This is a genomic window from Limnothrix sp. CMB-01, from assembly GCF_055193175.1.
In genome coordinates, this window is record NZ_CM143720.1 from 3,929,925 (window position 1) to 3,948,030 (window position 18,106).

Here is an 18,106-nt window from a genome sequence, read left to right on the forward strand (position 1 = left end):
AGCCGACAGGCCCAGAGCGGCCTCACCAATGCCCAAGGGGGTTCAGGCAGGATTCAGGCGTGGTTCAGGCAGAGCGATCAGGCAGAGCGATCGGGTGACTGCTGAATCATGCCAAATTTACCAGATGCGCCTTAGGGGGCGGGTATTATTGAGGAAACTCGATTAAGATAACCAGTAGTCGAAGCATTGCGGCAGTTCGGACGATAATTAATTTTTTTTACAGCCTTTAATCAAATCTGAATTCTAATGTTAAGCGCACTGGGTCAGCAAACAGATTTGCTCTCACCAACGCGCCTCTATTGCATACTTGAGGCAGCTCGGGACGAGTTCTTGCGATCGTTTCGATCGCAAATTGTGCGTTTAACTTTTGAAATTCCGGCGCTCGATCCCCTGGAAGTTTTTGCTGAGTTTTCCCAGGCGGATTGCCTCAGTTTTTATTTTGAAAAACCCGATCGTCGATCGGCAATTGCTGCCTTTGATCGCACGGTGGCCTTGGCGGTGGCCGGGAGCGATCGATTCACAAAAACCAAGGCCTTTGCTCGAAAGATTCATGGCCTGTTGCGTGCGAGCGAGCGGGCCTATGGCATGGCCGAGGGCGATCGCCCGGCCTCGACCCGATCGATTCCCTCGCTGCTTTGTGCGTTTCCCTTCCTTGATGAACCGCGCGACCTGGGCAGTCCCTTTGGGGAGGCGTTGATTTTTTTACCCCGCTGGCAAGTGGTTCGCCGCACCACCGCCCAGGGCCCCATCACCACATTTACGGCCAATGCTTGGGTGGATGGTTGCACCGATTTGGATCAGCTCTGTGGGGAACTGTGGCAACCACTCGATCGACTGTTGCAGTGGCGCAGCAGCAGCACCAGCTTGACTGCCAGGACAGCCCGTTACCAGTCCGGTGGGTGGGAGCTGGCCGCGCCGGATGATCCGGCCTTTTTGGCGGCGGCTCGATCGGCCCTGAAAGATATTGCTGATCGGCAGTTTTGCAAGGTGGTGCTGGCCCGGGCGATCGACTGGCAAGCCCCGGAACCCTTGGATCCGGCCCTGTTGCTCCATAACCTGCGCCACCGTCACCCCGGTTGCTACACCTTTGCGGTGGGGAACGATCGGGGGCAAACCTTCTTGGGAGCCAGCCCTGAATGCTTGGTGGCCATTGATCACGGCCGGATTGCCACGGAAGCCCTGGCCGGGTCGGCTCCGCGCGGCACCACGCCGGAACTCGATCGAGCCTGGGGCGATCGCCTGCTCAACAACCCCAAGGAACTGCACGAACACCGATTGGTGGCGGACTTCATTGCCGATCGCCTCGCCCAGTTGGGGGCCCATCCCAAGGTGGCCGTCAAGCCTGGCCTGCGCAAATTGAGCAATATTCAACACCTGCAAACGCCAATCTGTGGCCGGCTGCCGCGCAATGTGGATCCATTGGATGTGGTGGCGGCCTTGCACCCCACCCCGGCCGTGGCGGGTTTGTCCCGATCGGCCGCCATTGCCGCCATTGATCGCTACGAACCCTTTGAGCGATCGCTCTATACCGGGGCGATCGGTTGGCTCGATCCGATGGGGAATGCGGAATTTGCGGTGGGGATTCGATCGGCCCTAATCCAGGGCGATCGGGCCCGGCTGTTTGCGGGCGCGGGCATTGTGGCCGGATCCGACCCCGAGCGCGAGCTAGCCGAAATTCAACTCAAGCTCCAAGCCCTCTGGGCCGCCTTAATTTAACCATTGGCCACGCTCAGAGGTTGCAAGTTTGTGGATCCAATTACCCAGCGCCACCGGACATCCGGGCGATCGCCCCCCATGGATCCCGCTTCAACCCAGCCTCTAACTCAGCCTTTAACCTAATCAAGAAGGACGAAGCGCCAAACCCAGTTTTTGATCAGTACCAAAAATCTTTGCTACGCTGCAGGAGCTTAGCAACCGGAGTCATCACCGGATCAGCCGGGATCGCCCTCCAGTCCTTACTGATCCCCATTTCCTTGACGAATCGCCATAACTTTCCTTCGGACAGTGCTTGGAAAAATGGGCTAAGCAGAGTATAACGAAGTGTAAAGATCTCGATCGAGAGACCAACCGTTTCGATGTGACTGCCCCCATCGAGCGTGATTCTGTATCCTATTGCGCTTTCCTCAAAGCCACATTCCTCCACACTGACCGGAGTGTCGTCTGTTGCAGTCCGCGTCTTTCCCGTATATCCATAGCAATTGACTTTGAATAGCGCCCGCAAGCCACAGCGCCTATGAAAGACTTCTCTGCCCGTTTAATGAATGCCCTGGGCCTAGCCTATTGGGTCGAAATCACGACCCAGGTTCCTCGGTGCACCTACTACTTTGGTCCCTTTAGCTTGGAGTCCACAGCCAAAGCATCGGTGGCCGGTTATGTGGAAGATTTGGAAATCGAAGGAGCACAGGGCATTGCGGTGAAGGTAGCCCGCTGCAAACCCACGGATTTGACCATTTTCGATGAAGCAGAGGAGGCGGCCCCGAGCGATCGCCCTTTCTCGATGGTCAGTAGCCAGGCTTAGGGCCCCTGCGATTCTCGGAAAACTCCTCGTGCGATCGCCCGGCAGCCCTCGGTGATGGGGATGATCCCAACGGGCGATCGGGAGGTGAAGAATCGAGCGACCTGGCTACTCAATTTGACTCTGAATTGAGGGATGACGTTAACATCCTTCCCGCCATCAATGGGCGGAATTTCGGCTCTAGGCAAACAGCTTCGGTTGTTTGCCTGGGCCATGGGTTAGGAGTTCATTTTCAATTTCAATCCCCTTCAATTTCAATCCCCAGCAACCTGGATCCATAGACTAGTGCGATGACGAGTTTTTGCCCAGAAGACCGTTAAGCCCGTCAGCTTGCTGCTCCGTTAACTTGCCTTGTGGTCTGCCTTGCAGCCCTAAGTTTCAGCCCTAAGTTTCTCGTTCCATTCAGTTTGTTTTGCCAATCTGGCTTACCAAGGACTGCCGATCGCCACGAAGGCAGCCCAGTAGTAGGGATGAGCCAGGGAGCCGGAATTGTCGGGCAGCGACGGCAACGGGATCGGCCCCCGGGCGCTGGATGTGAGGCCGCTCCCTTCAACGCGGACTCGTCCTTCAATCATGGCCATTTGGGCCTGACGCAGGGCTTGGGACTTGGTGGGGGCGATCGAGAGTTGTCGATAAAACTCGCTCATGAGGGCTAGGGTTCCTTCATCACTCACATACCAAAGACTGGCGAGGGCAGATTTCACACCCGCCTGTACGGCTAGCCCTGCAAACCCCAACTCCGCATTCGCATCACCCACGGCCGTGCGACAGGCACTCAGTACCAGCAACTCCACGGGGGGATTGTTCAAACTCAGTTCCCGCAGTCGATCGAGCGTCAGGCGCTCCTGATTCCAGAACTGAATGTAGGAATTCACCGGTTGGCCGGGTTTGAATTCACCGTGGGTGGCCAGGTGCAAAATGGGGGCCGGTTGCCGTTGGCGCTGGGTTTGCAGGTTGGCGATCGTGAAGGCTTCGTTCAAGAAGGTGGTGGTTTGGGCCCGTTCCTGGGCAATGGTTTGCAGTTCCATGGGTACGGCAGGCAGGGGATTTAACCCCGTTGGAAATTCGGAAGCTCCCATGGCCAAAATGGGCGCATTTCGAAGGCTGACGTAGCGGGCATCGGTTAGGTTAACGCTGGGGGTCATGCCTAAGGCAAACCGCTGCACCAAAAATTGCTGACCATCATGCAGGGCGGCCCAGGGGAGCGATCGCAGGCCCACATCGGGGGAGATCAGCAGGGTATCGATCTTTTGGGCGGCCAGTTCTGGGGCGATCGGGGCGATCAGCCAGCGATCGAGCTGTTCTGCTGCCGTGCGGTAGGCGTTGCCCCGGCGCAACACAGGATTGGTGATCGCTTGGCGCAGGCGATCGGCGGCGGCCAACACTTCGGCCCGGCCCACGCCCGATCGTCGGTAGATCGGTTCCCCGCTGCTGGTAATCACCACCAGATCCGTTTGTTGTTCCTGCAACATCACGTAGATCAAGGCAGTTTGGCTGTTGGTCTGTTGTCGAATGTCGCTCAACAGTTCCCGTAAAGAGGCACTGCTGACGGGGTTGTTGGAGATTGAACTACCCAAATAGGTCTCAATTTGCTGCGTCCAGGTGTTTTCCAGTTGATCCAGGCCTAGGTCAAAGTTTCCTTCCAAGAAGGTGTCGCCTAGGCTGGCATCCAGGGCTAAATCACTGGCCTCAATGTCAGCCAGCATGGCGAGACTTTCGGGGCCCAGTTCACCGGGGCCAAATTCACCATCGGGCCCCAACTCTCTAGGGTCTGGGCCAAATTCACCATCGGGCCCCGGAGGGTGATCGGGGCCCAACTCCCCTGGATCAAAGGCTAGATTTCCCTCTCCCCCCGGGCCAATGGGGCCAAAGTCCCGATCGCCAAACTCCCCTTGCAGGCCGGGCGGGTCAAACTTTCCAGTTTCAAAGTCGCTGGCAATATCTTGGGCGTTGTTAGGGGGTAGCCGATCGCCCAGTTCCTCGAGAGATCCGGGGCGATTGGGAACGCTTGGCAGCAAAGGGAACGGCGATTGATCGCGCAACACTTGCAAACCCGTGCCCCCCTCTTGGCCATTAACCGGCCCCGTCACCAAGGCCGCGCCCGGCTCCAGAGTCACCGTTGCGCCAGTGCGGGTGAGTTGCACAGTTCCATCGTCCCCCACAGCAATGCTGGTGGCGACGTTTTCAGCGGGGCCGCTCAGCAGTTCCGGTAGGGTGAGGGGTGCAAAGAATCCCGTATCAGCGGGCCGAATGGGGCTGTTGTTGGGGCTGCTGAGGCCAGGGATGCCAATGTCGAAGCTGAGGATGTTGCCGATCGCTTGGATGCGCACCACCCGATCGCCCTCCACGGCGGCCACCGTGACGGCGTTGGCCCCTGAGGCGATCGATCCCGTAGAAAGCACGGTTCCCCCCAGGAGAGCCACCTGTTGATTCGCTTGAATGGTTCCATCGTGAACGATCGACCCGGCCAGGAACGGCGAAAAGGCAAAGGCCGTGGGCGTGCCGTTCAATCCCCGCAAGTCATTGCTCTCAAAGACGTTGAACCACTGGAGACCAAATTGCACAGCGTTGGCGCTGGTGGCATAAAAGCTGCCGGGTACGTTCACTTGGGCCGTGCTGCCAAAGACGATGCCCGCCGGGTTCAAAAGATAAAGATTGGCGGAACCGCCGCTCATTTGCACCAGACCATCAATCACCGAGGGATCGCCACTGGTAATGCGGCCAAAGATGTTCTGGATGCTGGGATCGATGATGAAGGTGGCTCTGTCGCCCGGTTCCAGGTCAAATTGCTCAAACCCATGGAAGAGGTTGGTTCCACTGCTCGATCGACTGCCACCCGTGATGTTGAACTGTTGATCATTGGGGCGATCCACAAGGGTTCCCAATCCGTCATCAGCCGGAACCACGTCGGTCAGCGCTGGGCCGCCGATCCAGACTGGGCCGAGGGCGATCGTGAATCCCAACCAAACTCTCAACCAGGGCCAAACTTGCGAGAGCACGCGAAAGGACATGAGGCGATCCTGAGGTAGGGGAGTGGAAATGATGGTTGGCGATCGGGCAATTTCTTGGGACTGGATGAAGCGCCTATTATTCTAGGCTTCGTCCCCTCTTCGTTCGCTGGTTGACCAAAGCCGGTTAACCCAAGCCGGTTAACTCAAGCCGGTTAACCCAAGCTGGTTAACCCAAGCGGGTTAACCCAAGCTGGTTAATCAATTGCCTATTTCAGGAGACTAAGCCGTTATGGTGCTAACCGCTTCAATGATGTTGGAATTGGGTACTCTGGCTCCAGATTTTGCCCTGCCGGAGGTGACCACGGGCGAGACCATTTCCCTGGCAACGGTGGCCGATCGCCCGTTGCTGTTGGTGATGTTTCTTTGCCGCCATTGTCCCTATGTCAAGCATATTCAGGCGGAGTTGGCCCGGTTGGGTCGAGATTGGGGCGATCGCGCCGGGATCATTGCCATCAGCGCTAACGATGCGGTGGCCTATCCCGATGATGCGCCCGATCGGCTGGCGGACTGGGCCCGGGACTGCGGATTCAACTTCCCCCTGTGCTATGACGAAACTCAGGCGGTGGCCCAGGCCTACTCGGCCGCCTGCACCCCAGATTTCTTTGTGTTTAATCGCGATCGCGCTTTGGTCTATCGTGGCCAGCTCGATCGCAGCCGTCCCGGCAACCCAGAACCCAATGATGGGGCAGATTTGCGGGCTGCGTTGGCGGCCGTTTGGGCGGGGGAACCGGTTCCGGAACCCCAAATTCCCAGCTTGGGTTGCAACATCAAGTGGAAACCCGGCAATGAGCCGACCTATTTTGGTCTCAGTGCAGTTTAGGGGGCGGTTTTGGGGATTGCCGGTTGGTCGGATGCTGCCATTCGCTTCAACTTAAGCTGTTTTAACCGCGAAAATGGCTGATTCCCTCATCCCCCAGCCCCTTCTCCCAAGTCGGGAGAAGGGGAGTCAGAATAGCCCCTCTCCCGCTCTGGGAGAGGGGTTGGGGTGAGGGCAACCCGAGAGTCGCTAGAACGACAATTTCGTTAAGTTGAAGCCAGTGGATGCTGCCGCCGCCATGCGTTTGGGTCTCGGCCTGGGTTGCAATCTAGGTCTCAATAATGGGCACAAGAAGTTAGCCAACAGCTATGAGCGATCGTCCCCGTTCTCGCAAGAGTCAATCCAAGAGTGGATCCAAGAGTCGATCCAAGATTCAACCCAAGCGTCGATCAACGAGTCGATCAATCCCCCGAAATACCCTATGGGGGGCGATCGGGTTGGTGATGTTGTTGTGGGGGGTGGGTTCTTGGGGCCGCACAACCGTCGATCCGGTTTCGGGGCGATCGGCCTTGGCGAGTAATCAGCTCATTGGTAATCCGCTTAATGACCAGTTTGCTGATCAGTTTATTGGCCGATTTATTGGCCGATTGGGCGATCAAATTAATGATCAACCCAACAATCGACCCAATAATCAACCCAACAATCAGCAATATCTCAAGAACCAACCCCATCAACCGCTTGCTCAGTGGCTCATGAGCACGCGCCGATCGAGCGATCGGCGCTATTCTCGGGCCGCTTTGGACTACTTCATGGAAGTGGCATTTGGAAACGAATTTTCCAATAATCCTGATACAAACTACATTCGCAAGTGGGCGAGCGATCTGCGGTTGGCGGTGCGAGGTGAACCGACGGCGACCGATCGGGAAACGCTCGATCAAATTGTGAGTGATCTCAATCAATTATTGGGCAGTGCAATTCGGATTCGCTTCACCACCCAAAATCCCAATGTTGTCATTTACTTTGTACCAGAAGCGAATTTCCCAAAATACGATCCCCACTATGTGCCCCGCAATTTAGGATTTTTTCGGGTTTGGTGGACGGGCAATTTAGAAATTCAACGGGCCCAAATTTTAATTAGCACCACGGGGGTGACTCAACGGGAGCGATCGCACCTGATTCGCGAAGAACTGACCCAATCTTTAGGCTTGATGAACGATGCGGAAACCTATCGCGACAGTACGTTTTATCAAGGTTGGACGGAAACACAGGATTTTTCACCGCTCGATCGGGATTTAATTCAAATGCTTTACGATCGCCGGGTGCGCAGTGGTCAAACCCGTGAACAAATTCGCCAACTTTTCCGCTAGAGGCGGTCTAGTTGATTTCTTGTGTTTGCTTTCTTGTGTTTGCTTTCTTGTGTTTGATTTCTTGTGTTTGCTTTCTTGTGTTTGCTTTCTTGTGTTTGCTTTTTTGCGTTTGCTTCTCATTTTTTTATGTCGAGATAAGGCCGACATAGGGGTAAATCAAAATCCTGTGCCCCATGTTGCAAGCGATCGGCAACCCATCGACAGCCATATTCCACAAAATTGAGCGATCGCACTTGGGACAAATTCCAAAGAGCCGCCGTTCGATCTTCGCTACCGGAAGCGAGCTGTTGCCCATCGGGACTAAAAGACACGCTGCTGACGATCGAGCTATGGCCGCTGAGGGTGGTGATCAGCTTGCCTTCGGGCGATCGCAGTTCGATCGCGCTGTTGTTTTTCGCGATCGCCAGCAACTGCCCATCGGGACTCCAAGCAACCCGCGTCAGACCACTATCACCTTGGGTGGGAATTTGGCGCAGCAGCTCGCCCCGTCGGTTCCAAATCCGCACCTCTTGGTTGCGGCTGGCGGCGGCGATCTGTTCACTGTCGGCCCGAATCGCCAAGCCCCAAATGCCGCTGCCCGTGCCCTTCAGCACTTGGGCCGGTTGTTCCTGAAGTCGGCTGCGAGCGCGATCGGCCCAAGTCCAAAGTTTCACGGTGCTATCGGTGCTGGAGGTGGCCACATAGGAACCATCGGGACTGAAAGCCACATCCCAAATGCGGGCTTTGTGGGCCGGGAACCGTTGCAACTGCACATAGCGCCCATTGTTCTCATGCCGCCAAAGGTTGAAGTGCAAATCGTCGCCCACCGCTGCCAAATAGCGCCCATCGGGACTGAAGGCCACGCCATGGATCGGGGACTGGCTGCCGGTCATGGATTGGCGGCGATCGGTGGTCACATCCACCCAAGTCAGCTTGCCGTTGGCATCCCCCGCCACAAACTGCGGCTGAGTGGGGTGCAGGGCCAGGCTGTATAGCTCTCCCTCGCTGAGATTGGTGAACTCCCGCACCGGCCGCCCGTTCCGTTGCCAAAAACGCACATCGCTGGCGGTGATGGTGGTCACTTGTGGCCACAGGGGAGAAGACTTGGCGGCATAATTTACCCGCCAAACGGTGGTGGGGTGGTCTTGCAATTGCTCAAAAAAGGCGTTTTCGGTGGCCCAAAACCGCAAAAAGCCATCTTCGCTGACGGAGGCCAGGGTTTTGCCGTCCCTGTTGAAGGAAAGGCCGCGGATGGTGGCCGCATGACCCGGATAGATCCGCAGCAGGCGACCGGTGGCTGTTTCCCACAGGCGCACGGTGCGATCGGCCGAAGCGGAGGCAAACCGTTGGCCATCGGCGCTGAATGCCACATTAATCACCGCTGCCTCATGGCGCAAAATGGTGCGTACCGGTGTGCCATCGGCCCGCCACAGCCGTAATTGATTGTCTGCGTGGGCCGAGAGGATCAAGTTGCCATCGGGGCTGAAAGTGGCATCCCAAACGGCGCTGGCTCCGGCGTTGAATTGGCGTTGGCGTTGCCCCGCGATCGACCAAAGGATCATTTGCCCATCAATGCCGGTGGAGATTACCCGTTGGCTGTTGGGGTGAAAGGCCACGGACCAAACGGTGGATTTGTGGCCCCGCAAGGTGGTTTTCAGGTTGCCTGTGGTGGCTGACCAAATTTTGGCGGTCAGGTCGCTGCTGCCGGAAACAATCCATTGCCCATCTTGGCTCCAGTCCACGGACCAGATTCCCCCTTGATGGGCGGTGAATTTCTTGAGCAACCGACCGGAGTTGCGATCCCAAATGTGCAAATTGCCGTCAAGGGAGGCGGTCAGCAGCTTTTGATTGTCGGGGCTGAAGGTGGCATCGTAAACCAAGGAACTGTGCTCCAAGGTATGAACCAACGAGCCGTTTGAGCGCCACACCTTGGCGGTGCGATCGGTGCCAGTGGTCACGATCGATTGACCATCGGGGCTAAATTCCGCGGCCAATGCACCGCCGGGGTGAGCAAAGCGCTGATTTTTCTCGTTTTCGCCATAAACCGCCTGCTCCAAAACGCTTTGGGTGCGTTGCTTCAGTTCTTGACGAGTTTGGGCCGGCACAAGGCGCAATTGTTGGAAGCGATCGCGTGCTTGCAAAGCTTGCAACAGGGCATCCAGTCGTTGATCAGAGGCAAAACTCCCTCGGGAGGCGGCAATGGTCGATCGCACGTCGCTGATGGCGGCCTGCTGGTAGGCGTACAGGGTGATGCCACCGGAAACCAAGGAAGCGGCGAGGGTAATGCTCAGGGCCACGAGCAGTTGGCGTTGGCGCTGGACGCTGCGTTGCTCAATTTCCAAACGGGCTTCGGCCTCCCGCAGGCGATCGAGTTCCAGTTGTCGCTGAATTTCCAGTTGCTCCAGTTCCTGGCTAGCGGCCAAGTAGCGATAGTCCAAATCATCGAGACTGCGCTTTTGCATCCAATCCAAGGCTTCCCGCAACGGATTGCCCCGCAACAGATAGGACGCATCGCGGTAGTTGGATTCCACCCAAGCATTCAGCCAAGCGGCATAGGGGCGCAGGTCGTCTAACTGTCGATCGACCCAGGCCAGGTTAAAGACTTCCCGGTAAATGCGACATTTAACCCGCAGGTAGCCATCCCGTTTTTCCACAATTCCCGCCAACAGCAATTCCGTTTGGGCCGCAGACCCATCCGCCTGCACCAGGGGCACGGTGGCTTGGCCCGGTGGGTGGGGCGGTGGATCGGCGCTCAGTTCGGCACGGCAAATTTGGCGATAGAGCATCAGCCGTCGCCCGGCCGATCGCTCGTCATACAGCAGTCGATCGCGGATGGTTTTCAAGTGCTCCGGTTCATCGGAGGCTTCCCAATGGTTCAGGATTTGGCTTTGAATCAGCCGATCAACAAAAGCCCTGGGCGAAAACTGGGCAGGCAGATTGGCATCGGCGGATAGGTCAGCCACGCGATCGGCCGTGCGATCGGCCGCGCGATCGGTAGTTTGGTCAACCGCTGCGGTGGGCATGGCCGCTGATAATTGGCGCGATCGCAACACCAACGCACAAATTTTTTGCACCAAAAATGGTTGCCCATTGGTCCAACGCAAAATTTCCCAAAGTACCCGCTCTGGCTGCGGAACCACATTCACCAACCCCGCCGCCAAACTGCTAACTTCTGAGTGCTGAAACCCTGTTAATTGAATTGCTTGGCCAATGTTAAAGGGTGTTCGACTTTTATCAGAAATTAGCTCGCCGGGGGTGGTGACTCCAAACAGGGCAAAGGTTAATCCTTGATAAAGATCCAACTCCGCGCGGCGGTTGTAGCAGGTGCGAATTAGGGCAAAAAAATCATCCGTGGGAAATTTTAAATTCAGAATCGTATCAATTTCATCAATTAAAATAACTAGGCGGTTTGTAATGCCCGATCGCAAAATTGCATCAATAAATTCCCCCAAACGAGCCGCCGGAGGTAAATAGGCATATTCCTTCCACCAAGACCGCAAATCAAAGGGCAACGGCAGGGGTTTACTCAGCATGGCTGCGATCGCCGCGTACCACTGTTCAATTTCAATTTTTTGCGACCCGATCGCCGTCAGGTCGATCGCCGCGCAACTAACGCCCTGTTGTTGCAGTTGCATCATGGTGCGCAACCGCAGGCTCGACTTGCCCATCTGCCGCGCATTGAACACATAGCAAAACTCGCCCGCCAGCAGGGCTTGCAAGAGGTAGTCGTCCGCTTGGCGCTTCACGTAAGCCTGCGATCGGGGCGGTACACTGCCCCCCACCTGGTAGACAAAATCCGAAGGAGAGGCGGGGTTGATCATGTCATGAAAGAGTCAGGAAAAACTGTCGAAACAGTTCACAACTGGGAAACGCCAAGCGCTGATCAAAAGTAACCAACCCTAATCCCTGGAGTCGAAAGGCCTGCGTGTGGGGCAGCTCTAACCCCTTGGGCGATCGCACCACCTGCTGAATAGTTTCTAGGAGTTCCTGTTGTTCCAGCAGCTTCAGCAAGCGGCGCAAGTAACTACTAAAAACGCTATCGGGATTCGTTGCCTGTTGCGGCAAATCCGCCAGGGAAAGTTTTTGATGCGCCAAATAAAATAAGCCAATTTGAGATAGGAAAGGATTCCCCCCTAAAAACGTAAAAATGGCATGGCCATATTCTTTGGCCGCTGTTAGTTGATATCTTTGGGCAAGGGTCACCACCTGTTCACAGGTGAATGCGGGCAGCTCCAACAACAGTCCCACATTAAACGGCGATTGATTGAGACTTAAGGGCAACCAAACTTCCGTGGAGTGGATAATTGCAATGTGTAATTTATGCCAAATAGTTCGATTTTCCAAACCATAGCGCCCCTGCTCATACCAAGATCGCAATAACCCGAAAAAATCCGTCGCTAATTCGGGATACCCAAAAAGCCGATCTAGCTCGTCTAAAACTAAGAGTAATGGCGCATCCGATTCCGCCAATAGATAGTTTTCAAAATATTCTGAGCAAGCATAACTCACCCCAAACATCGGATCCCACTGATCCGCCAGGCGATCGGCTAGCCCTAAGCTTTTGGCTGCACTGGCGCAAAACCACTTTAAAAACCAGTCTAAGTCTCCTAAAACTTGCCGATCGGCTCCCTGTAAATTCACAACTGCTGTCCGAAATCCTCGCTGCTGAACTTCGCTCAGGGTACGTGCTATTAGGGATGTTTTGCCATATTGCCGAGGAGCCTTGATTCGCACCAGTGATCCCGGCTGAACCACCTCTTCAATACAAAGACTTTCGAGGGGGGGTCGATGAATATAAAACGGAGAGTCGATCGGTAACTGCCCCCGGGGTGGAGCCACTTGCGTTGCCCAATCAGTTGATTTTTTGGTGCGTTCAAGATTGCGAACTTGCATAGAAGTTAAATAGTCTCCCTCGCTGAGATCTAAACCAAAAGCCTGAAAATAGAGAAGGAGTGATTGAAAATCCACTAATTTTTCGCGACGGCGCACCTTCGTTAAGGTATTAGGACTCAATTGAGTGAAGCAACTGAGCTGTTCTAAGGTGTAGGGCTTTCCCTGGTTTTGTTGGGTTGCAGAAATTTGCTCTGCGGACTGCAAGCGTTGCCAACCTTGAGGACTTAACATAACGCCGCGATATCGTTTACAGACTTTTGGAATTTCGGCCATTCAGCCCCCAAACCTTACAACTAACTTCGGGGAATTCTGCTGCGATCGCTGCCTTGAAACAGGGCGATCGCCTGTGAAAATAGATGATCTCAATGGATACTTAAGTCGAAAATACTATAGAATTTGTCCATTTCAGCTCCTTTGAGCTTAAGTTGTGACCTTAAGTTGCGATGTTTAGATGTCAAGCAAGCTGAACTTGTCTAGAATTAATTCTGATCATAAATATCCAATCTTGCAAATGATTGAATTTGTTCTTGAGCAGTTTTCATCTGTTTTAGCTACTTAATTTCAACGAACGATGATGCACAAAATTGTGTTTTTAGAGGATGTCTGAGCAGTGAATTGGAGCGCTAACTAAGCAGTAACAGGCATGGGATCAAGAAACTTAGACTCCTGATCTTTGCTGCTTGGGAAGACCCATAATGTATCAATTTTGACTTCCCAGACATCCTCTTAAAATCATGAAGACGCTTTGCAGGATTCACCATAACAAATCACCATGGCAAAGGCCAACCTAGGTTTTGGCTGCCCATGATTTTGACGCTTTGCATATTTTGATACAACATAGGTTTTTGGTAATCTTGACCTTGCTCCCGTTATTCCTCTCATTTTCTGAGGACTGAGCTAAGATGGGGGGCTAACAAGCAATGAGCTAATAATTATTTAAACTTCATTTTTTGTTAGGATGCTTAAATGGATCAAGCAGCTCAAGTGTTGCTAATTCTCGAAACCAGAAACTTCATCTCCTGCTCATAGTGACCATCTCCCGCTACAGCGAGTACCTTCAATGGATTTGCAAAAAATCAAGGAAATTTTTGAAGCGATCGTTTTGGGCAGCCAATCTTATATGCCCCATGGTCATTGTTATTTGTGGCAAACGCCCTTAGTGGGGCTGCATGTGGTTAGTGATTCACTAATTGCGATCGCCTATTTCTCGATTCCCGCCATGCTGATGTACTTTGCTTATCAGCGTCGGAAATTTTTGCCTATCAGTATTTTTCTGATGTTCGGGGCATTTATTATCCTATGTGGCTTAGGTCATTTGCTGGAAGTTTGGACTCTGTGGTATGGGGCCTATTGGCTAGCGGGAATTGAAAAAGCTTTAACAGCTTTAATTTCTTGTTACACGGCCGTTTCCCTGGTGAATTTATTGCCTCAGTTTTTGTCATTGCGCAGTCCGGACGAACTGGAGCGAATTAATCAACAATTGCAACAGGAGGTTAGCAGTCGGGAGCTTATTGCCCAAGAATTAGCCCAAATCAATCAGAATTTGGAGGCCCGAATTGCCGATCGCACCGTTGAGTTACAAACCAAAAATACTCAACTGATGCGAGAGATTCAGGAACGCCAATCGATTGAACAGTCTTTGGCGCGGCGGTTGGCCTGTGAACAAATTTTTTCTAAAACCTTGCAGCGTGTTTGGACAACGGCGGATTTTGAACCCCTGTTTCAAACCCTAGTGCAAGATGTTCGAGAATTTTTGCAGGTCGATCGGGTGCTGATTTTTCAGCTCAATGGGGACTTCAGCGGTGCAATTTCAACGGAATCTGTTTCGGATCCTAGTTTGAGCCTGTTAGGACAATCCTTCACAGATCCTTGTTTTCAAGAAAAACATGCTCCTCTATATCAAGCAGGACGCATTTGCATGATTGAAGACATTGAAACCAGCTCCTTGCAAGAATGTCATCGAGAATTTTTGCGTAGTTTGCGAGTGCGCAGCAACTTAGTAATTCCAATTTTATGGAAATCAGGATCTAGTGATTTAGATTGGCAGGAAAACCTTGGTGATCAAGCAATTACTTCGGCTACGTTTTACCTTTGGGGATTATTGATTGCCCAATCCTGTCAGGGAGCACGATCTTGGGACAATTTGGAAGTGGAAGCATTGCAACAGTTGAGTTTGCAATTGGGAATTGCCCTGCGTCAAAGTAAGTTGATGAACCGCTTGCAGGAAGAATTGCAAGAAAAACAACAAACTGCTTTGGCCCTACAAGCTTCTGAACAAGAAGCACGACAGCAGGCCGCATCATTAGCCACAACATTAAATCAACTGCAAGCAACCCAAGCTCAGTTGGTGCAGTCCGAAAAGTTGGCTTCTTTGGGCAAAATGGTTGGCGGCATTGCCCATGAAATTAATAATCCCTTGAGCTTTATTTATGGCAACTTAACCCATGCCCGAGAATATAGTCATCAAGTATTTCAAGGACTTGACCTCTATCAACAGCATTATCCTAATCCAGTGAATCCGATCGCCCAGTGGCTCTCGGAAGTGGAATTTGAATTTCTAAAAACTGATTTTCCTAAGCTTCTGACCTCTATGAAAAACGGAGCCGATCGAATTCGTGAAATTGTGTTGTTGTTGCGCAATTTTTCGCGATTGGATGAATCAGAACTCAAATCCGTTGACATTCACGACGGAATTAATAGCACACTCAGCATTTTAACTGAGCGATTTCTAGAGTCCACTTGCGGTCAAGTGATCCAGTCTCATTGCGCCTACGATCACGATATTCCCACGGTGGAATGCTATCCCGGTTTGCTGAATCAAGCGCTGTTTAATCTGTTTAGCAATGCGTTGGATGCCATTGAGGAACGCTGTCGATTGCAAGAAATGTTTGTGCCCATGGTGAAGGTGGAAACACGCCTGATTTGTCAGCAACATGCCAATGGTTTGACCTTGCAACGGTTTGCACAAATTCAAATTACTGACAATGGTTCCGGGATTGACCCAGCGTTGGCAGATAAGATTTTTGATCCCTTTTTCACCACCAAACCGATCGGGCAGGGAACTGGAATGGGCTTGGCGAATGCCTACCAAATCATTGTGAAACGACATCACGGGGAACTTTGGTATCAGGTGAATGAGCAGGGACAAACCCAATTTGTGGTGAAAATCCCGATCGAGCAATATTTTTCCAGTCCTGCTGCCACCGAGCGATCGGTTTCACCGGCCATGACGATCGATTCCTTGAGCAATTTTGCACCCCGGATCTAGGAGTTAATGCTCAAGCACTCGAACCCCAGAATATTTCTAGAAAAATTTGTCTAAAATGATCAAATGATTGGCAAAAGAGCAGCTAGCTCGAAGTTTTAGGACTCTGATTCACGAGCCGGAAACGATCGATAAATTTCCATAATAAAGGCTGTTCCCTTGCCTGGCTCCGACAAGCAGGACAACATTCCCCCGTGCAAGTTCACAATAATTTGATGACTAATGGCTAGCCCCATACCGATTCCTTTACCCACTGATTTTGTGGTGTAAAACGGGTCGAAAGCTTGGCGGCGTAATTCGTCACTCATCCCCAAGCCATTGTCTGAAATCGCAATTCGCACGCGGTCTGGCTCAACGGTTTCAGTGCGCACGGTGATGGTTGGCAGGGTATCCGGTGGGTAGCTGTCGCCCACACCCTGATCCAACGCTTCGATCGCGTTTAAAAGCACTTGCATAAAGCATTGGTTTAACTGCCCGATCGCACAATCAACCAAGGGCAAATCCCCATAATCGCGCACCACTTGAATGGATGGACGTTTGCCATTTCCGGCTAAGTGAACCCCCATCAGACTAATAGTCGCGTCAAGGTTTTCATGCAAATCAGTAAACTTAATCGTTGATTCATCCAAGCGCGAAAACATGCGCAAGAGATTCACGACGGTTTTAATGCGATTAGCTCCCACAAACATAGAGCTAAAAAGGGGCGAAAAATCTTCAGTAATATATTCCAAATCCAACTCCGCAAGGACTGTGGTAATGTCCTCGTGGGGATTGGGATAATGTTTTTTATAGAGGCTCACTAAGTTTAATAGTTCCTCTAGATAGGTTTGGCAGTGATGAAGATTGCCGTGAATAAAGTTAATGGGATTATTAATTTCATGGGCCACGCCCGCCACTAAACGCCCTAAGGCTGACATTTTTTCTGCATGAACTAAGGTAATTTGCGCCTTTTGTAAATTCTCAAGGGCTTGGGCTAATTTTTTGCTTTTTTCGGTGGCGACTTGGGCAATTTCCTGGCGACGCTTCACCTCCGCTTCCAGTTGAATTGCTTTTCGCCGCAGCTCCAATTGGGCAATGACCTGACGACCCAGCGCGTCTAGGGCTTCCATTTGCTGGGTTGTTAGCTGTCGGGGCATTTTGTCAATCACGCACAATGTCCCGATCGCATGGCCATTGGTCGTAACCAAAGGTGTACCGGCATAGAATCGAATTTTTGGCTCGTTCAGCACTAGGGGATTATTGGCAAAACGTCCATCCTCCAGGGCATCTTCCACAATCAAAACTTCATCGGGCTGGCAAATCGCATGGGCACAAAAAGCCTGGCTGCGTGGAGTTTGTGTGGCATCAATTCCATGACGAGACTTAAACCATTGCCGCTCGCCATCCAGCAAGCTAATGAGCGAAATGGGAGTGCCGCAAATTTGGGCTGCAATCTTGGTCAAATCATCGTATTGACGCTCGGGAACCGTGTCCAAAATTTGATAGTCGAGCAGGTCTTGTAATCGTTCCTCTTCATCAGTGGGAAGGGGAAACAGCCCATGACCATCATGGGCTACGTCACTGGCTGGCAAATCCATGTCCAACTCCGGGGATGGAACGCGATCGGGATTGAGATTGTGATCAGCGTGATCAGATGAATTCAGCTTCAAAGTTGGTTGCTTAGGAGTGGTGTGGATTAGGTCAGGATAGCTGGCAAAGGCGGAGTTTTCTGACAAAGGAGAACCCAACAGAGCGGTCGATCGCGCGGCCTAGGTTTCTGGAGCCATGGAGGTTGAATCATAGCCCAAAACTGCCTTAGCCTGGGCGATCGCGCCCGATTGACGCTTAAAGAGCAAGCGGCGCTGAAGCCACTGAAACCACGCTTTGAAGATGCGCATCATTGGGCGTTTGATTGACCTGCTGATTGGCCTGCTAGGTTCACTGACCTACTGACTGTCGATCGCGGAGGTGTCTTCCCAGGTTACTCTAACGTCGCAAGATGGTAAAACTCGGGAAGAGATGATGTACTGACATCACAATTTAGCAGAGCCAGGAACACAACTTAACCCCCTGAAATGTTTCCTGAATTCATTGAATATTCAATCAATGTTCATGCCAGAGGGGCTGGTTTCAGGAAACCCAATCGGTCAGGATCTTTAAGCAGCAGCTTGCGAAGATTACCAAAGCGCCAATCGTTATAGGGTCAAGGGTCTAAACTCCCTTGTTTTTATGCACTTGTCTCTGTTGATCGCTTGGGCTAGCCGTGCATTGGTTTTGGCGATTCAGACATTTTTTTAAGATATAGCTTTCACTCGTGATTTTCTAAAATTGCTTGATTTC

General features: G+C 52.6%; 10 protein-coding genes. 5 read left to right on the plus strand and 5 right to left on the minus strand.

The annotated features are described in order from the left end of the window. The first annotated feature begins 246 nt into the window (after positions 1-246). Together ACZA91_RS16200 and ACZA91_RS16205 are read left to right on the plus strand one after the other, a co-directional pair. Positions 247-1,716 carry an isochorismate synthase gene (locus ACZA91_RS16200; protein ID WP_099533214.1) on the plus strand — a complete coding sequence of 490 codons (1,470 nt, stop codon included), beginning with the start codon at positions 247-249 and terminating at the stop codon, positions 1,714-1,716. A gap of 517 nt (positions 1,717-2,233) precedes the next feature. After that, on the plus strand, positions 2,234-2,518 hold the full coding sequence (locus ACZA91_RS16205; RefSeq protein ID WP_099533216.1) for a DUF1816 domain-containing protein: 285 nt from the start codon (positions 2,234-2,236) through the stop codon (positions 2,516-2,518). A 422-nt stretch (positions 2,519-2,940) separates the two neighbouring features. On the opposite strand, the gene ACZA91_RS16210 is transcribed toward ACZA91_RS16205, so the two are convergent. Beyond that, positions 2,941-5,526 (minus strand): CHAT domain-containing protein, encoded by a 2,586-nt coding sequence (locus ACZA91_RS16210; protein ID WP_463183414.1) that lies wholly within the window; start codon positions 5,524-5,526, stop codon positions 2,941-2,943. A gap of 229 nt (positions 5,527-5,755) precedes the next feature. Here ACZA91_RS16210 and ACZA91_RS16215 point away from each other — a divergent pair, with 229 nt between their 5' ends. Together ACZA91_RS16215 and ACZA91_RS16220 are read left to right on the plus strand one after the other, a co-directional pair. Continuing rightward, entirely contained in the window at positions 5,756-6,346 is a 591-nt protein-coding gene (locus ACZA91_RS16215; protein ID WP_463183416.1) for a thioredoxin family protein, read from the plus strand. 305 nt (positions 6,347-6,651) lie between these two features. Continuing rightward, positions 6,652-7,650, plus strand: a complete 999-nt coding sequence (locus tag ACZA91_RS16220; RefSeq protein ID WP_463183419.1) for a DUF2927 domain-containing protein — start codon at positions 6,652-6,654, stop codon at positions 7,648-7,650. Positions 7,651-7,766: 116 nt separating this feature from the next. Here ACZA91_RS16220 and ACZA91_RS16225 read toward each other — a convergent pair whose 3' ends face one another. Both ACZA91_RS16225 and ACZA91_RS16230 read right to left on the minus strand, forming a co-directional pair. Continuing rightward, positions 7,767-11,450: a WD40 domain-containing protein gene (locus ACZA91_RS16225; protein WP_463183421.1), complete on the minus strand. Its 3,684-nt coding sequence runs from the start codon at positions 11,448-11,450 to the stop codon at positions 7,767-7,769. A gap of 1 nt (position 11,451) precedes the next feature. Then, the gene (locus tag ACZA91_RS16230) at positions 11,452-12,753 is read right to left on the minus strand and encodes an AAA-like domain-containing protein (RefSeq protein ID WP_463183423.1); all 1,302 of its coding nucleotides are present in this window, start codon (positions 12,751-12,753) and stop codon (positions 11,452-11,454) included. An 829-nt stretch (positions 12,754-13,582) separates the two neighbouring features. On the opposite strand from ACZA91_RS16230, the gene ACZA91_RS16235 reads away from it, so the two are divergent. Further along, positions 13,583-15,790 carry a GAF domain-containing sensor histidine kinase gene (locus tag ACZA91_RS16235; RefSeq protein ID WP_463183425.1) on the plus strand — a complete coding sequence of 736 codons (2,208 nt, stop codon included), beginning with the start codon at positions 13,583-13,585 and terminating at the stop codon, positions 15,788-15,790. Between the two features lie 95 nt (positions 15,791-15,885). On the opposite strand, the gene ACZA91_RS16240 is transcribed toward ACZA91_RS16235, so the two are convergent. Together ACZA91_RS16240 and ACZA91_RS16245 are read right to left on the minus strand one after the other, a co-directional pair. Beyond that, positions 15,886-17,502, minus strand: coding sequence for an ATP-binding protein (locus tag ACZA91_RS16240; RefSeq protein ID WP_199858137.1), 1,617 nt, complete (start codon positions 17,500-17,502; stop codon positions 15,886-15,888). Positions 17,503-17,535: 33 nt separating this feature from the next. Further along, entirely contained in the window at positions 17,536-17,667 is a 132-nt protein-coding gene (locus ACZA91_RS16245) for a hypothetical protein (RefSeq protein ID WP_255509001.1), read from the minus strand. Positions 17,668-18,106: the final 439 nt, after the last annotated feature.